A 20,240-nucleotide genomic window follows, 5' to 3' on the forward strand; every position below is an offset into this window, starting at 1 on the left:
ACCATGAAAGTATTTTTATTATTATTAAGTATATTGATTCCATTTATTTGTTTTGCAACAGAAAAACCTACAATAGAAAAAACTCCTACAAAGGTTTTTATTGTTTTAAATGTTGATCATACCATAGTTGATAAAATTACTCCCCAAGGACCAACTGCTAATAATGAATCAGCATCAAAGTTAGTTGAAAAAGGTCTTCTAGTTCAAAATTTTGAGTTCTATAGTAAAAAAGAAGAAGACCCTTTATTTGAACTTTATAAAACGAAAAAAAATTCTCAAATGTTAGTGGAAATAGAATCTGAAGATAAAATAAAAATATCTGAAATGATTGCTATTCGTCCAAGTATCTCTGACTTCCTTCACGAAATAACAAAATTAAAATTACCTACACATATTCTCATTTGTCCAAGAGGAAATAACGATAGGGCTAAAAGCATTGTAAACAGTCTTAAGTTGGATATTAATGAAAAACCTTTCAAAGATGCTGTAGATTTTGTCTCTGGTGAAAAATGCCGGGCACAAATTAAATCCATTTCATCTCATAAAACGGGTGGAAAAAGTGCTTGGCAGCTTAGAAAGAAATATAATGGTAAATTTGGAAGAATAAAAAAAGATGATTATGTAGTATCAATAGATCAACTACCTAACCATCGTTTTATATATTCAAACCCTGAGAAAGATTTAAACATTAATCTTCCTCCATTCTATAGTAAGAACTATGAAACAAATACAAATAATGATAAAAAAAACATGGATTTGGCGCTTAAAAAAATCAAGGAATTCATTAAAAAATGACCATTTCTACATCCTCAGCTAGAGAAATTGTTAAATTTGAATCAATGGCTGAAGAATGGTGGAATCCTCATGGGAAATTTAAACCTTTGCATGACTTGACACCGTTGCGCCTTGAATATATTACTAGCCTAGCTAAACAACATTTTAAAAAAGATTCACTTAAAGGAATTAAAACTCTTGATATAGGCTGTGGAGGTGGATTAATAAGTGAGCCTTTAAGTAGGCTTGGCACTAAAATTACTGGAATTGATGCTAGCTCTGTTAATATTAATATAGCTAGATCTCATGCTAATAAATGCAACCTTAATATTAACTATCAACAGATTTTAGCTGAAGACTTAGCTAAAACTAAACAAAAATTTCAATTAATTTTAGCACTAGAAATTATAGAACACGTTGAAAATATTGAATTATTTATTAAATCATGCGCTACATTACTTGAAGAAGGAGGCATCATCATTTTCTCTACCATCAACAGAACTAGCAAATCATTCTTAGAATCTATTGTTGCCGCAGAATATATCTTAAGATGGTTACCTATTGGAACTCATTCTTGGTCAAAATTTGTGAAGCCATCTGAAATTAATAAATATGCTATTAGGTTTGGATTAAAAGAACCAAATATTCAAGGACTTTCATTTTCTCTAACCTCATCTTCTTGGAATTTAAGTGATGACATTAGAAACAATTATTTTATTAGCTACACTTCTTAGAGAAATATATTGAATATTATTTCAAACATATTAACTTATAAGATATACAGAAACATAGTTTAAAGATAAAAAATGACAAACCTAACTTATTTATTCCACCTAGAAAAACCACCTCAAATAACCATTGATGCTTATAATTTAATAAGTCATTTTTATACAAATAGTCCTACTTTATCATCAAGATCTCTAGGAGTGGTACTTAAATACACAGCCCAAGAATTTTTTTTAAAAGAAAATGTACTCACTCAAGATGGAAACCCAACAGTTACTAATGTTATAAGAGAAGGAGTGAATGTTATACCTTTGTCCTACAATACTTACAAAGGAGAAAAACATACTGCTGGAAGAAATGAAACTTTAGAAGGAATATATTTGCTTGGACAAGAAACTAGATTTTTGTGCAAAGCAATTCCACAATATATATCTGGTGGAGACACAACTTATGCTAGGCTCCTGAATATAGGCTGCGACTCCCCTTCTATAATGGGCAATCATTTATCTAAAATTAGTCAACATAACCCAAATCAAAAAGTATATTGGTTCTGGAAAGAGGAAGACCCTTCCATAAAAAACATATGGGTATGGGACTTTATTAAAGAAAAAGCTACTCCTGATTATATTAGGGAAGCTATAACAACAGCTGGAATAAAAGCTATAATTCTAGACCAATTGGGTGAAGTAATAAAAGTAATAACAAAATCATCCATTGTTAAATCTTCATATCAATATATAGCCTCCTCACAGGAAGGGATAGTAAATATAATATCTTCTAATCCAGTTTCTAACAACATTAATAAACTAATTGGTTATGCTCTTCCAAAAAAATATATAGCAGAATGGGCAGAAAAATCTATAACAGGTGAATTATTATTAAGTGGTTCTTTCTCTATATTCAACTCTGCACTGCCGGATTTATTTATCACTGGACCTTTTATGCTTTCTATGTCAAATGATATTGTCAGAATGTATAATACTGCCACAGAGAAAGAGGGTAATGCCATTCTGTTTAATAGCTTCTTACTATTTACATTTAAAAATCAATTATTTTCATTAGCAACAGAAGCAGCCCCCTATACCCTACCAATTTTAGCAATCTTCCTTGCGTCAGATGAGGAATATGATAAATTTAAAAATCAAGTGTCAGAAGATTTAGAAGTCATATATTTAAAAGAACAAGACTATATTTCTTACGCTATAGAGGAAATTGGTAATTTACCTTCAAACACTATAAACTTCTTAATTGGAGAAAACGGATTCTATCCAGATGATCCTTGTTAATTATTTTTCATCTTTATGAATCTTATGCATTATAATATGTGCAATTGTTACTGCTCCTAGAATGTAGCAGTAATAAACATGCGGAGTTACACTTAAAGGAGAAACTCCTGCAATTATGCTCACCAATAATACTTGCGCTCCATAAGGTATGATTCCCTGACAAACGCAAGAAAATATATCTATCCAAGCAGCGCTATAGTGGGCTGGTATTTTATGTTTTTTAGATATGTCTCTTACAATTTCACCACTAAATATTATAGCAATAGTATTATTAGCTAGTAATATATCAAAAATACAAACAATCTTAGCTATAACAAACTGAGCCATTCTTCTACTTCCATGCTTAGATATCCAATCTCCCAATTTTTGTGCAAGCTCTTTAGAACCACTACCTATAAGCCCAGAAAGACCACCAACTAATAAAGAAAGTATCATTATCTCCTGCATATTGGCAAAACCTTCGGTAATATCATGACTTAAAGATAAAATGCTATACTCACTACTTATAAAACCTGTTAACCCAGCAAATACCAAACTAACAACCAAAGCTACAAAAACATTAAGACCAGAAATAGCTAACATGATTAAAAATATATATGGAGCAACCAAAAGAGGAGAATAATCTCCAGCTTCTATTAGCTCGTTACCACCATTATTGATCAGTAAAACTGCAATAGTGACAATCGCAGCAATTAAGGCCACCTTAGCATTAAGTGCTAACTTTGGTTTTATCTTAGCTTTTTGTGACATAACTGAAGCTATGGTTGTGTCAGAAACAATAGATAAATTATCACCAAACATAGCACCACCAACTACAGTTGCCGCTCCTAATGCTGCTGGAAAAGCCCCCTGAGCGCTTAATCCCGCTGCAATAGGAGCAATTGTTGCTATTGTTCCCATAGAAGTACCAATAGAAGTGGCAATAAAAGCAGATGTTAAAAACAAACCTATAAGTAGAAACTTAGAAGGAATAAAAGACAAAGAGAGATTCACTGTAGCCTCTACACTACCTATAGACCTGGTAACAGCACTAAATGCCCCAGCTAATAAAAATATTATACACATTGTTATAACATCTCTATGCCTAACTCCATCAAGAAAGGCGTGCATTCTATCTTCTGTGGTTCCACGATGCAGCAACCACCCTAGCATTATTGCAGGTATTATAGCAGCCAAAGGGGAAAGTTGGTAAAAAGCATTATCAACCCCCATCCAAGTAAAATATACCCCACTACCAACAAAAATAGAAACAAATAAAAGAACAGGTAAGAAACCTCTAGTATAAGACATTCACTAACTCAATGATTAAAAAAAACAATAATATATTTATTAATATATCTCCTATTTTTTATAAACGTAAAACTCATAATTTTCAAGTATAAACTAGTTTATAAGTAAATGTTATAACGAAAAATATACTTTAAATCACCTAATGCAATATCATATAAACTATAGTATAGTGCTTATAATATTTAAGTAATACATTGAGGAATGTATATGCAAATAAGACTCAACCAAGTAAGCAAATCTTATAAAGAATGCCAAGCTTTAGAAGCCATCTCCATGACAGTTGAAGAAGGAGAGCTCATTGCTGTAATTGGACCTTCTGGCTCTGGTAAAAGCACTTTACTTAAAATTATTTCCGGTCTTGAAACTCTAACTCAAGGACAAATACATATCAACAGTAAAAATGTTACTAAGTCATCACCAAAAGATCGTGACATAGGATTTGTCTTTCAGCATTATGCTCTTTTCAAACACATGACTGTGTTTGAAAATATTGCTTTTGGTCATAGAGTAAAAGAAAAAAAACATCGCTTACCTAATCAAGAAATTGAAAATAGAGTAAATAAGTTATTAGAATTAGTACAAATTAACAACCTACATAATCGTTATCCCCACGAATTATCAGGAGGACAAAGACAAAGAGTAGCCTTAGCTAGAGCCTTAGCAGTGGAACCAAAAATATTACTATTAGACGAACCATTTGCTGCACTTGATGCAAAATTAAAACTTGAACTCAGAAGATGGTTACGTAAATTACAAAAACAAACTAAAATTACCATCATTTTAGTAACTCACGATCAAGAAGAAGCATTAGACATTGCAGATAAAGTCATGGTGCTAAATAATGGGCATATTGAACAAATTGGAACCCCTAAAGAAATATACCACACACCTAATAATCCTTTTGTTTATAACTTTATAGGACATTACAATGTGTTTAATGCTATTAAGAATAATAACGGAAAAATATCTATTCTTAATAAAGAAGCAAGTAGCACTATTAAAAAAGAAAAATGGTATAACAAACATAAAATTGTTTCTAATATAGCAAGCATATTTAACCCCAATAAATTGGAAACTGTAAATGACCAAAAAATAGAAGAATATTTTGAGGTATTTGTTAGACCTCATGATATAGAAATTTCTAATAAACCCGTTGATAATGAACATATAGAAGCTACTATTACTCATATAAATCTAGCTGCTCCTTTAGTTAAATTAGAGCTTGAATCCCCTAAATATGAATTGATTCAAGCTGAAATTACTCAAGACATGTTTAATAAATTAAAAGTTAAGAATGGAGACATAGTGTTTATCAAAGCTAAACAGTTTACTATGTTTGCTGAGTAATTACATTAAGATCAGATTCTTAAAAAATCATTTTTATAATTTTAACACATATCTTGATTTATTTATTGACAGAATCTCAATTACAGATATATTTAATCTCTACTACCTGATGGCGAGTGTAGCTCAGTTGGTTAGAGCACTAGATTGTGATTCTAGGGGTCGCCGATTCAAATTCGGTCACTCGCCCCATCTTTTATTATCGAAAAATTCAAATATAATTGTTATAGTTTATTTATGTCAGTATTTTCTAAATGGAATAACAAATGAGAATAGGTATTGTTGGATTAAATGGTAGAATGAGTAAAGTAGTGATTGAAGAAATCAACAATCATCCTGAATGCACTGTTTCTGGAGCTCTAGTCAGAGACAAATCTCAAGAATCATCTATCACTCTTTATGATAAAGTAGAAGAACTGGCTGATGTTAGTGACGCTATTATAGATTTCAGCACCTCATCTACAAGCTTATCTATTATAAAAGATTTATCCAATAGCAACGTAACTCTAGTTTGTGGCACAACAGGTTTCTCAGCAAAAGAATTTGAAGCATTCAAAGCTCCGTCCATAACCTTAATTTACTCTGCGAATATGAGTATAGGTATAAACCTATTACAAAAACTGCTAAAAACCACCTCCTCTAAACTAAGTGATGATTTTGACTCAGCTATTATTGATATTCACCATAAACATAAAAAAGATAGTCCTTCTGGAACTGCATTGATGTTAGCCAGTACCATAGAAGAAGTCAGAAGAAATAAAGTACAAATATCTGATCTACGTATTGGTGAAGTTCCAGGAGAACATAGTGTTATTTTTACTAATAAAGATGAATCTATAACTCTATCTCATAAAGCTTTTAATCGAAATATTTTTGCTAAAGGTGCCATCACAGCATGTCTTTGGGGAAAAGATAAGAAGCCTGGATTATACTCAATGCAAGATGTGTTAAATGACTAAAGAATTTACCCCTCTTCCCCAAGAGGCGCCCTGCCCTTATTTTGGAGAATGTGGTGGATGTAGTTTACAAAATATTAGTAACAGTGGTGAATATAAAGAATTCTTGCTAAAAAAATCTTTAAAAAACATTGATACTAAAATTCATAATATTTATCAAATATCTACAAATAGCAGAAGAAGAGCTAATTTCAAAGTCACCAATAATAAACTAAGTTTTAATCAATTTCATAGTAAGAATACATTAGCCATAGCAAATTGCTTATTACTAGAAAATTCTATTAATAATTTAATTACTCCAATCAATAATTTGCTTAAAAAAACCAAAAATAAAATTACTTCTATAAATATAACTAATAGCGACACAGGAATTGAAATAGTTTTTCAAGCGCAAGAAAAAAGTGATTTAGATACTGAAATTATGATAACTGAATTTGCCAAAGCACATAATATAGCAATAGCAGCCTGGCAAACTAAAACTCATCCAGCTTATGTAATTATTCAATATAAACCTGCACAACTAAAATTTAAAAATATTCATGTAAATTTACCAATTAATAGCTTCCTTCAAGTGAGCAAGGAATCTAATGATTTAATGGCTAAAATCATCTTACAATATCTAGATAAATCAAAGCAAATCTTAGAGTTATATTGTGGCATTGGAAGCTTCACTATTCCAATATCTGATAAAGGACAAATTACAGCAATTGAAGGAAGTGAAGAAGCAATAAAAGCTTTAGAGAAAACTATAAAGAATCATCAATTACCAATAAAAACTATCATAAAAGATTTATATCAAACTCCTTTACCCTATAATGCTTTAAATAAATATTCTCAGATCGTTATTAATCCTCCTCGTAATGGAGCAACACCTCAAATAAAACAAATATCTGAGGCTAAGTCAGTTGAGAAAGTCATCTTAATATCCTGTAGTTTAGAGAATTTTACTCGAGATGCTAAAATTTTATTAAAGAGCGACTTTACTCTCACAGACGTATATCCAATTGATCAATTCCTCTATAGTAAACATCTGGAAATTATTGGAATTTTTCAAAAACCATGATGAACAGGAATAACATCAAATAAAGAAAGATGAGGAGAAACATTCTCTTGAGCATTGGGCATAAAAAACCCATTCCATGTGTTTCCCAATAAATAATATAATGAACTTAATGAATTGCTAGAAACAGCCCCATAATCTATCTCAGGATAACTTGTAAATTCTTCATAATTTGGAAAATGATTAGGATTAAATGAAAAAACAATCGATTCTGTTGGCACTGTATATACATGAGAAAAAGAAGGCTCAACTCTATTCATCACCTCTTGAAAAAAACTTGCCTGATGCTTAACCCACTCGTTTAATTCATGATTAGAACTCAATAAATTACTAAAAACAACTATAGCATATCCATAAGGAACTTTTATTTCAGAATACATATTCACCTACCTATAAACTAACTGAAACCATAGTCTGCACCGCGATACCCTCACCTCTTCCAGTGAATCCCATTTTTTCTGTGGTGGTAGCTTTAATATTAACCCTATCTTCAAAAATTCCTAGAATATTTGATAAATTACTACGAATCTTTTCTCTATAAACACCAAGGCGAGGTTTTTCACAAATAACTGTAATATCAACATTATTAATACTACCATTTTTATTCTCAAGTAATTTTTTAGCATGAACAAGAAATTGTTCAGAACTAGCGTTCTTCCATTTCATATCACTTGGAGGAAAATGCATTCCAATATCTCCTTCACCTATTGCTCCCAATATCGCATCAACTAGAGCATGAATCAACACATCCCCATCAGAATGAGCCTCTAATTTTTTCTCAAAAGGAATAGTAATTCCACCTAAAACCACATTATTATTTTCTGAAGTTTCCGCTGAAAATTTATGCGCATCAAAACCACTTCCACATCTTATATCCATTGGTAAATCCTCTTGATAAGTTATTTTTATATTTTTTCTATCACCAGGAATATAAATAACACTTCCTTCCATTAAGCTAGATTCATCAGTAAAAAATTTATCTGTTTTAGTATATGCTTCTAACAACCGCTTAAAATAGAACCCTTGAGGAGTTTGAATTAAAAACAGATTATCACGATCCACTGATTCTATCCTTCCATTAACAATACTCTTTACCGTCTCAGGAACTTCAATACTTGGCACAACACCAAATCCTGGATTCTCCTTTAGCTTATCGATTACTTGATTAATTAGCTCTACCGACACAAAAGCACGATTAGCATCATGAACCAAGACTAGTTCAGCATTATATTTCTCAATCACCTGAAGACCATTTTTAACTGAAGCGCCTCTGGTATCTCCACCAAATACCACTGGAAGTAATTCCATATTGCAAGTAGCCTGATTATATAATTCTATATCTTCAGGGCGAATGACCACCTGCACAGCATCAATTTTAGCTTTTAAAAATTGTTTGATGGTTTTAGTTAAAATAGAGGAAACATATTGTTTGGGAATGCTACTACCAAATCTAGAACCAGATCCTCCAGCAACTATTACTGCTATGGTTTTCATTGTTTTGTTTTCTTTTATAATTTGTTATAACTATAGACTAATCTTAAGTTTTTTCACCTAAATTTTTAATACAATCTTTTAAACCTTCTTTATAACTGGGAAATAGTAAATTTAAGTTATAAGTATTTTTAATTTTATTATTACTAACTCTCTTACTCACGGAATAATACCTTAGCATAGCCTCAGATAGATTAGCCTCTTCCACATTCACCATTTCAGGAGGATCTATATTAAGCAATTCGCATCCATAAGAAATTACTTCATGTTGCGCACTAGGTAAATCATCAGCTATATTATAAACTTCTCCAATTTTGGGATTATCCATAATAATCTGAATAATTTGTGATATATCTTTAACATGTATTCTAGAAAAATAATGATTCTCTTTAAAAACTCTAATAGCTTTTCCAGATAAAATAGTTTCAATGGCTGATCTTCCATGTCCATAAATTGCAGACAACCTTAGGATATTTACTGGCAAACTAGACCCTAGCCATTGCTCCTCGGCCATCAATCTTTTTTTTCCTGACAAACTATCTGCCTCAGTTTCTTCAGTAACCCATCCCCCTTGGTGATCTCCATAAACTGATGTGGCTGAAAAATAACCAATCCATTCTAACTTAGGAAGGTTTTTTATTTGCTCTAGATAAGATAAAAACACTGGATCTCCTCCATCACCAGGAGGAATAGATATGAGAATATGAGTGATATCCTGAAGGGAATTCAAGTCAAATTTAACATTATCATTAAATATATATTCATTAGTTTTTACTTCTCTTTTTCCTGTATGTGAACCACTTACTTTCCATCTTTTCCCTAGCTCGGAAGAAATTACTTTAGCTACATAACCTATTCCAAAGCAAAATAAATGCATATCTTAAAAACCTAAACAATCTAAAAATCTGGGAAAATCATGTATTAACGTAGGACATTCATGAGAAATATCCGTTATGTCTTTAATAACTCCAGAAATAATATCACTAATATTATCAATAATACTTTTACCTGTAGAGTCTTTTGTATCTAAAGCTTTAAAAACATTATAAGTGATATACATTGCAGGAATAGCAACAAGATAATAAATCCTATTTATGATCACATAAACAAATGCTTTACCTAATTTACTCACCTTAGCTATTGCATTTTGACTAGCATTTATATTAACCACACCAAAACACTCCTAAATTTTAGATATAATGAATATATAGGTTCAGTCTATCACTTATTTTCTTTGGTAGGAAACATTTTAATAAAATATATTACAAAACAAGATCAAACAGGATTATCAATTGTAGGCTGACTAACTCCAACCAAGTGTAGATCATCTACACTTAAAGCTTAATTACTTGTGGCAGCACGATATGAATGTGAATCTTCATTAAATTGGCTCTCAACAATAGGAGAAGCTGTAGGAGAAAAAGTCGTAGTATTAGTCATTTACTGTATTGCTCTTTTTAGACTTTATTAATTATAATTAAAAAAATATTAAGAAGAATTAATATATAAATAAAGAGATAATAAAGTTAATACAAAAAATTAAAGAGAAAATCTTCTCTCTTGCGTCAAACTCCTGCGGATAATAAACTAGAAAATATAATATCATCTAAACAAATATTTCTTTGAAAGAAATTGCTATTTTGGGCAATTAAAATTCATCTAAAAGCTTAGGAGTTAAGATATGATTAGCATTCGTAAAGCCCAAGTTACAGATATAGAAGCTTTACTTCCCTTATTAGAGCAACTTGGTTATCCAAGCACAAAAGAAGAATTAGAAAAAAGGTTTATCCACTTTTTAAACAAAGATGGATATGGCGTTGCTGTTGCCTGTTTAAATAATAAAATAGTTGGTTTTGTAGCTTTCTCTAAATCTGAGCTTTTTGTATCTGATATGACAAGAATTCATATTGAGGGAATTACAGTTGATAAATCCATTCGAGGACAAAACATTGGAAAACAACTGATGGAATTTGTTGAAAAATATGCCCAAAGATTTTCTCCTGCGGTTATTGATTTAACATCCGGATTAAGACGTGCAAGCGAAGGAACCCATGAGTTCTATAAAAAATTAGGCTATAAAAATGAAGGATTGATGGCAAAATTATATTTAAGAAAAAACTGTTAACATAATTTACTATCCATAATATGTACATGTATAAAAAACTAAATAAAAACTTATCTCTTGCGTCAAACCCCTGTACATACTAAAATGCAAACCTAAAATTATAAAACAAAGAAAGCAAAAAAATATGACTAAACATTACCCAGAAACACAAGCCAATCCAGATGTAGTAAAAGAAGAAGAAAAAGTTCTAAAATTTTGGAAAGAAGAAAACGTGTTCCAAAAATCTATTGATATTCGCCCTAAGGATAATAGTTTTATTTTTTATGATGGACCTCCATTTGCTAATGGTCTTCCTCATTATGGCCATTTACTAACTGGTTTTGTTAAAGATACAGTTGCACGATATCAAACCATGCAGGGAAAAAGGGTAGAGCGCCGTTTTGGTTGGGATTGCCATGGTCTGCCAGCTGAACTTGGAGCTGAAAAAGAATTAGGTATTTCTGGCAGGATTGAGATCACTAAATTTGGAATTGATAAATTTAATGAACAATGTCGTTCATCTGTAATGAAGTATTCTTCTGAATGGGAATCATATGTTACTCGTCAAGCACGTTGGGTAGATTTCAAAAATGACTATAAAACCATGGATACTAATTACATGGAATCAGTAATCTGGGCATTTAAAGAATTATACAAAAAAGGCTTAATCTATCAAGCAATGAGAGTGATGCCATATTCTTGGGCAGCTGAAACTCCTTTATCAAATTTTGAAACCAGACTTGATAATTCCTATCGTGAAAGAGCAGATAATTCTGTTACCGTTAGCTTTGAATTAAACACTCCACCTAAGTCTGCCCCAAGTAATTGTAAGTCATATAAAATCATGGCATGGACCACCACTCCATGGACTCTCCCCTCAAATCTAGCTTTAGCAGTTCATCCTGATATGGACTATGCTTACGTACTGAAAGACGAGACCTGCTATATTTTGGCTAATTTTGCATTAAAAAACTATGCACCAGAAATTGGCGATCAAGTTGTTGGAAGCTTAAAAGGGTCTGAATTAGTAGACTTAACCTACCAACCATTATTGCCATATTTTAAAGATCATCCTAATAGCTTCAAAATATTATCTGGAGATTTTGTCCTAGAAGGCGATGGTACTGGCGTGGTTCATATGGCTCCAGGATTTGGTGAAGACGATCAAATACTTTGTGAAAAACAAGGAATTTCCGTAGTATGTCCTGTAGACTCTCAAGGAAAATTTACCACTGAAGTTTCAGATTTCACTGGTATGAATATATTTGATGCCAATGATGAAATAATCAAAAAACTCAAAATCTTAGGCTCTTGGATGCGCACAGAACAATATATTCATAATTACCCCCATTGCTGGAGAACAGATACTCCATTAATTTATAAAGCCGTACCTTCATGGTATGTTAAGGTTAGTGAATTTAAAGACAGAATGGTGGAATTAAACCAACAAATAAACTGGACGCCTAATCATGTTAAAGATGGATTATTTGGAAAATGGCTAGAAAATGCTCGTGACTGGTCAATAAGTCGCAATAGATTTTGGGGAACTCCTATTCCTATCTGGATGTCTGATGATCCACGCTACCCACATATTGACGTATATGGCTCTATTGCTGAACTTGAGAAGGATTTTAATGTTAAAATAGATGATCTTCATAAACCATTTATAGATAGTTTAACTCGCCCTAATCCTAGTGATCCAACTGGAAAATCAGTAATGCGTCGGGTTGAAGATGTGTTCGACTGCTGGTTTGAAAGTGGATCCATGCCTTACGGACAGGCGCATTATCCGTTTGAAGGACAGAAAAGTTTTCCTCAAGCAGATTTTATTGTTGAATACTCAGCACAAACACGTGGATGGTTTTATACACTCATGGTATTATCAACCGCTCTATTTGATCGTCCACCGTTCTTAAATTGTATTTGCCATGGAGTAATTTTAGATTCTAACGGACAAAAACTTTCAAAGCGCCTAAAAAACTATGCTGACCCTAAAGAACTATTCAATATTTATGGATCAGATAGTTTACGCTTCCTTATGCAATCTTCTCCTGTTCTCAAGGGACTTGAATTATTAATTGATAAAGATGGAAAAATGGTAAAAGATTCATTACGTCTTTCAATTAAACCAATATGGAACGCTTATAATTTTTTCACTCTTTATGCAAATTCAGATAAAATAAAATCTGAACTTGATTTTTCATCAAGTCAACTTTTAGATCGATATATTATTGCTAAATTAAAATCCAGTGTAAATAAAATCCAAGAAAATATGGATTCGTATGAAATTGCTCATGCTTATGATGCAATCAATGAGTTTTTTGAAATTCTAAATAATTGGTATATTCGTCGTAGCCGCCAACGCTTCTGGAAATCAGAACATGACAGCGATAAACAACAAGCTTATAACACATTATATAGCTGTTTAATAACCATTTTAAAAGCTTCAGCTTCTTTGATTCCATTAATTTCCGAAAGGATCTATATAGGTTTAGTACATAATGATCAATTTACAGCAGAAAACTCTATTCATTTATGCTTCTTCCCTGATGTAAGCGATCTCAATGATGAAAAGAATCTAAGCCACCAAATGGATAAAGTACGCGAAGTATGCAGCGCGTCACTTTCTATTCGTAGCAGCGCTAATATTCGCACCAGACAGCCTTTATCTAAATTAACGGTTTATGGAAATGATTTAGATTATCTATCTAATTTTTCTGATTTAATTCATGATGAATTAAATATCAAAGAATTAGTTATAAGTAACTCCTTGTCAGAGCAGGCTAATTTTAAACTGAAGATTAATTTTCCTGTTTTAGGAAAACGACTGGCTCATAAAATAAAAGATATTATCTCTGCCAATAAGCAAAACTTATGGGAGCAACAAGATGATGGATCCATTGTTATATCAGGTGAAACACTACAAAACAATGAAGCGCAACTAACTCTAGAAGCCAAAGATCCAAAATGCAGCCAAGCTTTGCCTGACAATAAAGCATTATGCGTACTAGATACTAAATTAACAAAAGAATTAGAAAATGAGGGATTAGTTCGTGATCTTATAAGAATAATCCAACAGGCTAGAAAAGACCTGAGATTCAATGTTTCTGATCATATAAAACTAGGTATTGAATTCACCAACAAAGATTTAACAAACCTTGATAACTTTATAAAGTTTATTAATGAGCAAACCTTGTCTGACAGTCAATTTGCACCTGTATTAGAAAAAGACTTTGTTCATGTCATAGAAAGAGAAATGGAAGGAGTCAAAGTGAGACTAGGCATATCCAAACATTAATAGCTAATAGTCAATAAAAATAAATTAGTTTGCCGCCTAGTCGAAGCCAAACCTTAAATTTAATTAACCTTTAAAAAGTTAAATTTATTGTTGCTTTTTATTTAATATTTGCTATAATATAATCCTAAATAAGCTTAAACTTAAATAGATAGTTGATCTTATTTATCGCTATTAAAACTCAATAATACTTTGGAAGTTATTTTATAAAATTTGTTTTATTCAAATACTAGTTAGTATTATGTGATCAGTGTTTAGGTTATTTAAATTATCAATTTTATAAGGTAAAGTTATGTCCGTATCTGAAGATTTTAAAGTTGGCGATCAAGTGGTTTACCCTTCTCATGGAGTGGGAGAAATTATTGGTGAAGAAGTACAAATTGTTGGTGGAATGGAGCTGAGAGTATATATTATTTCTATGCTTAAGGAAAAAATGACCTTGCGAGTACCTGTAAAACGAGCGTCTGTTGCCGGACTTAGACTCCTGTGCTCATCTGAGAAACTAAAAAGCGCTTTTACGATTTTACAAAAAAAATCTAAAACTTCAAAAGGGATGTGGAGCAAAAGAGCACAAGAATATGAACTTAAAATCAACTCCGGAGATATTCACTCCCTAGCTGAAGTGGTGAGGGATTTATATAAGAACGCAGATGATCCAGATAGATCATACAGCGAACGAATCATATATGAATCTGCACTAAATCGGTTAGCTGGTGAATTTGCAGCCGTAAAAGGAATATCTATCGATAAAGCGATCACTATCGTTACAGATTCGCTTTACGAAAAAGAATATGCTGCATAAATCTTGATCAAAATCACAGAAAATATTTGTTTTTCTTTATGTTTTATCTTATAACTATTGTTTTAATTTCTACAAACTAGAAAAACATAAGGATCCAAGATGGACATACTTAAAAACTTTATACCCCCAATTCATAAGGAAGGATTTATCTTTATAATTATCTTCCTTATTGTTACTATAGTCTTGTCATATTTCTCTAATTTCCTAGGCATAATAGGATTGGTTGCTAGCATATGGTGTTTTTTCTTCTTTCGCGACCCGGCAAGAATAGCGCCAATTGGTGATAATTTAATAATTAGCCCTGCAGATGGAGTTGTTCAAAAAATAGAAGAAGTTGACCCTCCAAGTAATTTGGAAATGAAAAAAGGAAAAATGACAAGGGTTAGTATCTTCTTAAACGTTTTTAACGTGCATGTGAATCGTGTACCAGCCACTGGAACTATCAAGAAATTATATTACCACCCAGGAAAATTCTTCAATGCCTCTCTTGATAAAGCAAGTGAGTTCAATGAACGACAAGAAGTTTTAATGACTATGAGCAATGGGAAAGAAGTGGCATTTTCTCAAATAGCCGGACTAATTGCTCGCCGTATAGTATGTGACTTAAAAGAAAATGAAGAAGTTAAAGCTGGAGAAAGATTTGGAATCATAAGGTTCGGCAGTAGAATGGATGTATATTTACCAAAAGGCATAAATCCCTTAGTATCTGTTGGTCAAACAATGATCGCTGGAGAATCCATAATTGCTGATTTGGAAGATAAGGAAGGTCGCTTAGGGGAGCTACGCTAATGCCTCCTAAGACCAAATCTAAGACAAATAAAATTACTGAATTACCCGTTAGCCGTTTATTTCCTAATATAGTCACTATAATAGCTATATGCTTTGGGTTCACTTCCGTTCGCTATGCTCTAGGAGGTCAATGGGATACTTCTATAAATTTTATTGTTATCGCGGGATTTTTAGACATGGTTGATGGACGACTAGCAAGGTTTCTAAAAGCAACCAGCAACTTTGGAGCTCAACTTGATTCTTTAGCAGATTTTATAAATTTTGGTATAGCTCCTGCTTTGGTTATGTATTTATGGATTTTAGAGAAAATTGAAATAAAAGGACTTGGATGGGCTATAGCTTTATCTTATGTTATATGCACTACAATAAGATTAGCTAGATTTAATTCTGACTTAGCAGATGAAAACAGACCTGATTGGAAAAACGGATTCTTCGCAGGAATCCCTTCTCCTGCAGGTGCATATCTCTCTATTATGCCCATAATGTTAAGTTTTGAAACTGAGATAATAAATTACATTCCGCCCGTTGTAATAGGTGTTTATATAATCATCATGGGAATAATGATGGCCAGTAGAATCCCAACTTTTTCTACTAAAAGACTAGTTATAAAAAAAGAGAATACATCTCTAATATTAGTTTTAGTTGGACTAATCGTTGGAGCGATTATTATCAAACCTTGGGCGATTCTACCAGTCTTAGGCTTATTATATCTCTGCTCTATTCCTTTTAGCATTAAGTATTATCGTAAAATATCTTCAACATTTCAGTAACATAGTTTTATAAAGTAATATCACTTATATATGGCTATTTAGTTTATTACTGACAACTTGGTTTACTTATGTTACTTAAAATAGGAGTAATACTGTAAATTTACCACTCTTATGAAATTAATTAAAAAAGTTATAAAAAGCAATTTTGTAAAAGAATTACTCTGTAAACTGGTTTACGTATACATAAGATTTGTATTGTTGACTAGCAGAATTAATACAACCTATCAGGGATTTAACTTCGAAAAACATAAGAACGACCAATGTATCTTAGCAACTTGGCATGGAAGAGTCATGATTATGCCAATTATAAATCCTTTTAAGCTACCCTCTTCCGCAATAGTTTCTGATCACAATGATGGTCGTTTAATTGGTAAAGTAATAGAACAAGCTGGAGTAGAACTAATATTTGGTTCAAGCAACAGAAGAAGACTTTCGTCTCTAAAAGAAATTCTTACTTATATAAAAAAAGGATTCAATTTTCTAATTACTCCAGATGGCCCAAGGGGCCCCAATAGAGAAATAAATGGAGCTATTATAAATATTGCCAGTAACACAGGATTACCAATTATTCCAGCCATATGCTCAGCAAAGTCTGCTAAAATATTTAGTAGTTGGGACAGTTTTATGATCCCATATCCTTTTACTGAAATAGAAATTATTTTCTCAAAACCTATTCATATTCCTAAAAAGATGAATAATGAAGAAAAAATTCAATATACAAAATTACTGCGTGATGATTTAAATAAAATAACCAATCTTGCAGACTCTAAGGTTGGAAGATAATATGTACCAAATATATAAATTCATTTCTATATTAATTTACCCTCTAATCCGAATCCTGTTATTAAAAAGAGTTGATAATGGCAAAGAAGATCCAGATCGTTATGTAGAAAAACTAGGATTTTTTAATATATCAAGACCTTCAGGCAAATTGATATGGTTTCACGCTGCAAGCATTGGCGAATTTAACGCTATTTTACCAATAATTAGATCTATATCCTCTGAATTTCCTTCAATAAATATATTAGTTACCACCGTCACTATCACGGCTGCTAAAATAGCTAAAAACAATTTACCTAGGAATGCAATACATCAATTTGCTCCGCTTGATTGCCACAATATAGTAAAAAGATTTATAGATTATTGGCAACCTAATTTATCTATTTGGACAGAATCTGAATTCTGGCCCAATATGCTTGTATTAGCAAGCAATAGAACTAAATTAGTATTAATTAATGCTAGATTATCAGAAAAATCATTTTCAAGATGGAGATGTGCAAAACCTTTAGCAAAATCGATTTTAGGCCTCTTTAGCCTAATATTAACTCAGAATAGAGAGAGTAAAGTTTTTATTGAGAAGCTAGGTGTAAAAAATGTCATAGAATCTGGAAATCTTAAATTCATAGCAGAAAACTTTAGCTTTAACTCAAAAGAAATAGAAGCTTTTAAGAAACAAGTTGAAGAACGCCCTGTTGTAATGGCAGCCAGCACTCACCCAGGTGAAGAAGATATATTCATTCAAATTCAAAAAAATTTACAAGAACATAATTTATTGACTATAATTGCCCCACGCCACCCAATTCGCACAGAAGAAGTGTTAAATCTTCTACAAAAATCTAATTTAAATTTTATTACCAGATCAAGTAAAGAAAAAATCACTAATAATACTGATGTATTATTAGTGGACACTTTAGGAGAATTTGGTTTATTCTACCGCCTCAGCAATATTGTATGCATAGGAGGATCATGGACTAGAATAGGACATAATTTTATAGAACCTGCAAAACTAAGAAATATTATTATATTTGGCCCTAATATGGATAATTCACGAGAAGTATCTGATTTATTCTTGAATAAAAAAGCAGCTATTAGCGCAAAAAACACCTCAGAAATTCAAAAATTAATTGAAAATTATATACTTAATCCACAGGATTTTTATACTTATCAAGATAATGCTGAAAACACAGTCAATGAAATGAATAAAATAAAAGATGTGGTAATGAATTATATAAGACCATATATTAATAAAATAATAACTTAAGGAATCCCATAATAATGTTTACTTCTTTAATGTTGGTACTCTCACTAAGATTAGCTTTTGACATACGACGCTTTGTTAAAAGAAAATTAGAAGATATAGAAAGAGATGAAGATGGTAACATTAAAATCTCTGACCCAAAAGCAAAATGGTGGAAACGTATTCTACAAAAAGCTTTAGCAATATTAAATCAAATTATTCGAGCAAAACAAAAAGAGCTTCTTGTAAAAAAGAAAATTAGAAAGAAAACTATAAAAAAAAGAGAGAAGGAGTCTATAAAAAGCAAAGCCATCTCAAAGGATTCTATTAGTTATATTGCTCAACTGCTAACTAAATTTGAAGAATTTGTAAAACAAGACCTTACTATAATGATAAAAGAAATGAATAGTTTTCTTCATAGCTTAAGGCAAGAAATAGCTAACCATGTTGACCATGATATTTATAAAGTTAATACAGATCTTCAAGCTATAAAAAAACTTTACCATGACTCTGAGACTATGCTAGATAAATTTACAAACCAATGCTATGGATATCAAAAAACTATCCTTACTCCCCAAAAGAGTACTCCACAACATAAATTGATACAATCTCGATTAACCAAAGTTATGCAGCAATTAGAGAAAGGTCATAAAATGACAGACCTAACTAAAAACAAAGATTTCACTTATCTTGATAGATATTTAAAAGAAAAAGCTCCACAAGAATATTCAAAAACTATATGAATCTTTACATAAAGGATTAATAACAGTTTTTACAAATTCCATGTATTTCAAAAGTAATATGTTTTACCAAGAATTTTTCTTTTTTAAGGTCATCATAAATAGGAGTTAAAAAGTTATTTGTACATCCCTCACTTACTACATTACACTTACTACATATAGTAAAATAACAATTATGTGATTCTCTCGGGTGAGAACAACCAAAGTAAGTATTCTGACTTTCTATTTTATGAATCATTCTATTTTCAATTAAAAAATCTAAAGTACGATAAATTGTAATTGGTTTTGCCGAAGAGTCTTTCTTTTGCAGCTGATCTAAAATATCATAAGCTTTTAATGGCGAATGACTTTGCCAAATTAATTTAAATACACTTCTACGTAATGGTGTGAATTGCAATCTACGCTCTAAGCATATACTTTCAGCTACCCTAATAGCTGAGTCTATACATTCATGGTGAGAATTACATATATCATTCATATAATTTTCTAACAATTAAAAATTCTAAAATTCTGAAGCAAAGCCATCACCTCATTATCATGCTTCTCTGGAATAGATATTTTTTTTGTAATCCAGTTAAAAATATCTCCATCTGGTTCATCAAGAATAGCATCAAGCATAATTAATTCTTGGAGACTAAAATCATTAATATGTTGTTTAGTAAACTCTCCCAGTAACAAATCTGTCTCTTTCCATCCACGATTAGCGCTTTTATAAAAAAGCTTTTTTCTGTATATAGTAATATCTTCCATATTTTATAGCTTTAAACACATAATTCACATATAATTCATATCACCT

The 20,240-nt window shown here is 31.5% G+C and carries 21 protein-coding genes and 1 tRNA gene; 15 read left to right on the forward strand and 7 right to left on the reverse strand.

Annotated features, from left to right (window positions below):
* Positions 1–3: 3 nt before the first annotated feature.
* The 3 genes from N4A31_04410 to N4A31_04420 all read left to right on the forward strand — a co-directional run bounded on the left by N4A31_04410 (position 4) and on the right by N4A31_04420 (position 2,786).
* Positions 4–795 carry a hypothetical protein gene (locus tag N4A31_04410; protein MCT4635472.1) on the forward strand — a complete coding sequence of 264 codons (792 nt, stop codon included), beginning with the start codon at positions 4–6 and terminating at the stop codon, positions 793–795.
* The gene (ubiG, locus tag N4A31_04415; protein ID MCT4635473.1) at positions 792–1,508 is read left to right on the forward strand and encodes a bifunctional 2-polyprenyl-6-hydroxyphenol methylase/3-demethylubiquinol 3-O-methyltransferase UbiG; all 717 of its coding nucleotides are present in this window, start codon (positions 792–794) and stop codon (positions 1,506–1,508) included. Before N4A31_04410 ends, ubiG begins: the two co-directional genes overlap by 4 nt.
* Positions 1,509–1,580: 72 nt before the next feature.
* Entirely contained in the window at positions 1,581–2,786 is a 1,206-nt protein-coding gene (locus tag N4A31_04420) for a hypothetical protein (GenBank protein MCT4635474.1), read from the forward strand.
* Here the strand turns inward: N4A31_04420 and N4A31_04425 are convergent, their stop codons facing one another.
* The gene (locus N4A31_04425) at positions 2,787–4,076 is read right to left on the reverse strand and encodes a sodium:proton antiporter (GenBank protein ID MCT4635475.1); all 1,290 of its coding nucleotides are present in this window, start codon (positions 4,074–4,076) and stop codon (positions 2,787–2,789) included.
* A 207-nt stretch (positions 4,077–4,283) separates the two neighbouring features.
* On the opposite strand from N4A31_04425, the gene N4A31_04430 reads away from it, so the two are divergent.
* The 4 genes from N4A31_04430 (at position 4,284) to N4A31_04445 (ending at position 7,439) form a co-directional block, all read left to right on the forward strand.
* On the forward strand, positions 4,284–5,423 hold the full coding sequence (locus tag N4A31_04430; GenBank protein MCT4635476.1) for a sulfate/molybdate ABC transporter ATP-binding protein: 1,140 nt from the start codon (positions 4,284–4,286) through the stop codon (positions 5,421–5,423).
* A 112-nt stretch (positions 5,424–5,535) separates the two neighbouring features.
* Positions 5,536–5,612 (forward strand) — tRNA-His (locus N4A31_04435).
* A gap of 74 nt (positions 5,613–5,686) precedes the next feature.
* A complete protein-coding gene (locus N4A31_04440; GenBank protein MCT4635477.1) occupies positions 5,687–6,379 on the forward strand; it encodes a 4-hydroxy-tetrahydrodipicolinate reductase in 693 nt (230 codons plus the stop codon).
* On the forward strand, positions 6,372–7,439 hold the full coding sequence (locus N4A31_04445; protein ID MCT4635478.1) for a methyltransferase: 1,068 nt from the start codon (positions 6,372–6,374) through the stop codon (positions 7,437–7,439). Before N4A31_04440 ends, N4A31_04445 begins: the two co-directional genes overlap by 8 nt.
* Here the strand turns inward: N4A31_04445 and N4A31_04450 are convergent.
* From N4A31_04450 to N4A31_04465, 4 genes are read right to left on the reverse strand one after another with little or no spacing between them, the layout of a single operon-like run.
* Positions 7,427–7,816 carry a hypothetical protein gene (locus tag N4A31_04450; protein ID MCT4635479.1) on the reverse strand — a complete coding sequence of 130 codons (390 nt, stop codon included), beginning with the start codon at positions 7,814–7,816 and terminating at the stop codon, positions 7,427–7,429. The two genes, N4A31_04445 and N4A31_04450, sit on opposite strands and share 13 nt — an antisense overlap.
* A 10-nt stretch (positions 7,817–7,826) precedes the next feature.
* Positions 7,827–8,930 carry a 2-C-methyl-D-erythritol 2,4-cyclodiphosphate synthase gene (ispF, locus tag N4A31_04455; protein ID MCT4635480.1) on the reverse strand — a complete coding sequence of 368 codons (1,104 nt, stop codon included), beginning with the start codon at positions 8,928–8,930 and terminating at the stop codon, positions 7,827–7,829.
* 43 nt (positions 8,931–8,973) lie between these two features.
* Positions 8,974–9,804 carry an SDR family oxidoreductase gene (locus N4A31_04460; protein ID MCT4635481.1) on the reverse strand — a complete coding sequence of 277 codons (831 nt, stop codon included), beginning with the start codon at positions 9,802–9,804 and terminating at the stop codon, positions 8,974–8,976.
* A gap of 3 nt (positions 9,805–9,807) precedes the next feature.
* On the reverse strand, positions 9,808–10,098 hold the full coding sequence (locus N4A31_04465; GenBank protein MCT4635482.1) for a hypothetical protein: 291 nt from the start codon (positions 10,096–10,098) through the stop codon (positions 9,808–9,810).
* Positions 10,099–10,608: 510 nt separating this feature from the next.
* On the opposite strand from N4A31_04465, the gene N4A31_04470 reads away from it, so the two are divergent.
* The 8 genes from N4A31_04470 (at position 10,609) to N4A31_04505 (ending at position 19,447) form a co-directional block, all read left to right on the forward strand.
* Entirely contained in the window at positions 10,609–11,052 is a 444-nt protein-coding gene (locus N4A31_04470) for a GNAT family N-acetyltransferase (protein MCT4635483.1), read from the forward strand.
* 124 nt (positions 11,053–11,176) lie between these two features.
* Positions 11,177–14,329 (forward strand): isoleucine--tRNA ligase, encoded by a 3,153-nt coding sequence (gene ileS, locus N4A31_04475; GenBank protein MCT4635484.1) that lies wholly within the window; start codon positions 11,177–11,179, stop codon positions 14,327–14,329.
* A 289-nt stretch (positions 14,330–14,618) separates the two neighbouring features.
* Positions 14,619–15,128, forward strand: coding sequence for a CarD family transcriptional regulator (locus N4A31_04480; GenBank protein ID MCT4635485.1), 510 nt, complete (start codon positions 14,619–14,621; stop codon positions 15,126–15,128).
* Positions 15,129–15,227: 99 nt separating this feature from the next.
* Positions 15,228–15,917 carry a phosphatidylserine decarboxylase gene (locus tag N4A31_04485; protein ID MCT4635486.1) on the forward strand — a complete coding sequence of 230 codons (690 nt, stop codon included), beginning with the start codon at positions 15,228–15,230 and terminating at the stop codon, positions 15,915–15,917.
* Entirely contained in the window at positions 15,917–16,687 is a 771-nt protein-coding gene (locus N4A31_04490; protein MCT4635487.1) for a phosphatidylcholine/phosphatidylserine synthase, read from the forward strand. Before N4A31_04485 ends, N4A31_04490 begins: the two co-directional genes overlap by 1 nt.
* 297 nt (positions 16,688–16,984) lie before the next feature.
* Complete coding sequence (locus N4A31_04495) at positions 16,985–17,470, forward strand: DUF374 domain-containing protein (GenBank protein MCT4635488.1); 486 nt, start codon at positions 16,985–16,987, stop codon at positions 17,468–17,470.
* A 1-nt stretch (position 17,471) separates the two neighbouring features.
* The gene (locus N4A31_04500) at positions 17,472–18,728 is read left to right on the forward strand and encodes a 3-deoxy-D-manno-octulosonic acid transferase (GenBank protein ID MCT4635489.1); all 1,257 of its coding nucleotides are present in this window, start codon (positions 17,472–17,474) and stop codon (positions 18,726–18,728) included.
* Positions 18,729–18,742: 14 nt separating this feature from the next.
* The gene (locus N4A31_04505; protein ID MCT4635490.1) at positions 18,743–19,447 is read left to right on the forward strand and encodes a hypothetical protein; all 705 of its coding nucleotides are present in this window, start codon (positions 18,743–18,745) and stop codon (positions 19,445–19,447) included.
* Between the two features lie 16 nt (positions 19,448–19,463).
* Here N4A31_04505 and N4A31_04510 read toward each other — a convergent pair whose 3' ends face one another.
* Positions 19,464–19,922, reverse strand: coding sequence for a transcriptional repressor (locus tag N4A31_04510; protein MCT4635491.1), 459 nt, complete (start codon positions 19,920–19,922; stop codon positions 19,464–19,466).
* Positions 19,923–19,930: 8 nt separating this feature from the next.
* Entirely contained in the window at positions 19,931–20,194 is a 264-nt protein-coding gene (locus tag N4A31_04515) for a succinate dehydrogenase assembly factor 2 (protein MCT4635492.1), read from the reverse strand.
* Positions 20,195–20,240 lie beyond the last annotated feature (46 nt).

The organism is Rickettsiales bacterium (genome assembly GCA_025210695.1).
Lineage (GTDB): Bacteria > Pseudomonadota > Alphaproteobacteria > Rickettsiales > CANDYO01 > CANDYO01.

Excerpts from the sequence above, each read along its gene's own strand:
- N4A31_04410 (MCT4635472.1), top strand. The coding sequence starts at position 4 with ATGAAAGTATTTTTATTATTATTAAGTATATTGATTCCATTTATTTGT.
- ubiG (MCT4635473.1), top strand. The coding sequence starts at position 792 with ATGACCATTTCTACATCCTCAGCTAGAGAAATTGTTAAATTTGAATCA.
- N4A31_04420 (MCT4635474.1), top strand. The coding sequence starts at position 1,581 with ATGACAAACCTAACTTATTTATTCCACCTAGAAAAACCACCTCAAATA.
- N4A31_04425 (MCT4635475.1), bottom strand. The coding sequence starts at position 4,076 with ATGTCTTATACTAGAGGTTTCTTACCTGTTCTTTTATTTGTTTCTATT.
- N4A31_04430 (MCT4635476.1), top strand. The coding sequence starts at position 4,284 with ATGCAAATAAGACTCAACCAAGTAAGCAAATCTTATAAAGAATGCCAA.
- N4A31_04440 (MCT4635477.1), top strand. The coding sequence starts at position 5,687 with ATGAGAATAGGTATTGTTGGATTAAATGGTAGAATGAGTAAAGTAGTG.
- N4A31_04445 (MCT4635478.1), top strand. The coding sequence starts at position 6,372 with ATGACTAAAGAATTTACCCCTCTTCCCCAAGAGGCGCCCTGCCCTTAT.
- N4A31_04450 (MCT4635479.1), bottom strand. The coding sequence starts at position 7,816 with ATGTATTCTGAAATAAAAGTTCCTTATGGATATGCTATAGTTGTTTTT.
- ispF (MCT4635480.1), bottom strand. The coding sequence starts at position 8,930 with ATGAAAACCATAGCAGTAATAGTTGCTGGAGGATCTGGTTCTAGATTT.
- N4A31_04460 (MCT4635481.1), bottom strand. The coding sequence starts at position 9,804 with ATGCATTTATTTTGCTTTGGAATAGGTTATGTAGCTAAAGTAATTTCT.
- N4A31_04470 (MCT4635483.1), top strand. The coding sequence starts at position 10,609 with ATGATTAGCATTCGTAAAGCCCAAGTTACAGATATAGAAGCTTTACTT.
- ileS (MCT4635484.1), top strand. The coding sequence starts at position 11,177 with ATGACTAAACATTACCCAGAAACACAAGCCAATCCAGATGTAGTAAAA.
- N4A31_04480 (MCT4635485.1), top strand. The coding sequence starts at position 14,619 with ATGTCCGTATCTGAAGATTTTAAAGTTGGCGATCAAGTGGTTTACCCT.
- N4A31_04485 (MCT4635486.1), top strand. The coding sequence starts at position 15,228 with ATGGACATACTTAAAAACTTTATACCCCCAATTCATAAGGAAGGATTT.
- N4A31_04490 (MCT4635487.1), top strand. The coding sequence starts at position 15,917 with ATGCCTCCTAAGACCAAATCTAAGACAAATAAAATTACTGAATTACCC.
- N4A31_04495 (MCT4635488.1), top strand. The coding sequence starts at position 16,985 with ATGCCAATTATAAATCCTTTTAAGCTACCCTCTTCCGCAATAGTTTCT.
- N4A31_04500 (MCT4635489.1), top strand. The coding sequence starts at position 17,472 with ATGTACCAAATATATAAATTCATTTCTATATTAATTTACCCTCTAATC.
- N4A31_04505 (MCT4635490.1), top strand. The coding sequence starts at position 18,743 with ATGTTTACTTCTTTAATGTTGGTACTCTCACTAAGATTAGCTTTTGAC.
- N4A31_04510 (MCT4635491.1), bottom strand. The coding sequence starts at position 19,922 with ATGAATGATATATGTAATTCTCACCATGAATGTATAGACTCAGCTATT.
- N4A31_04515 (MCT4635492.1), bottom strand. The coding sequence starts at position 20,194 with ATGGAAGATATTACTATATACAGAAAAAAGCTTTTTTATAAAAGCGCT.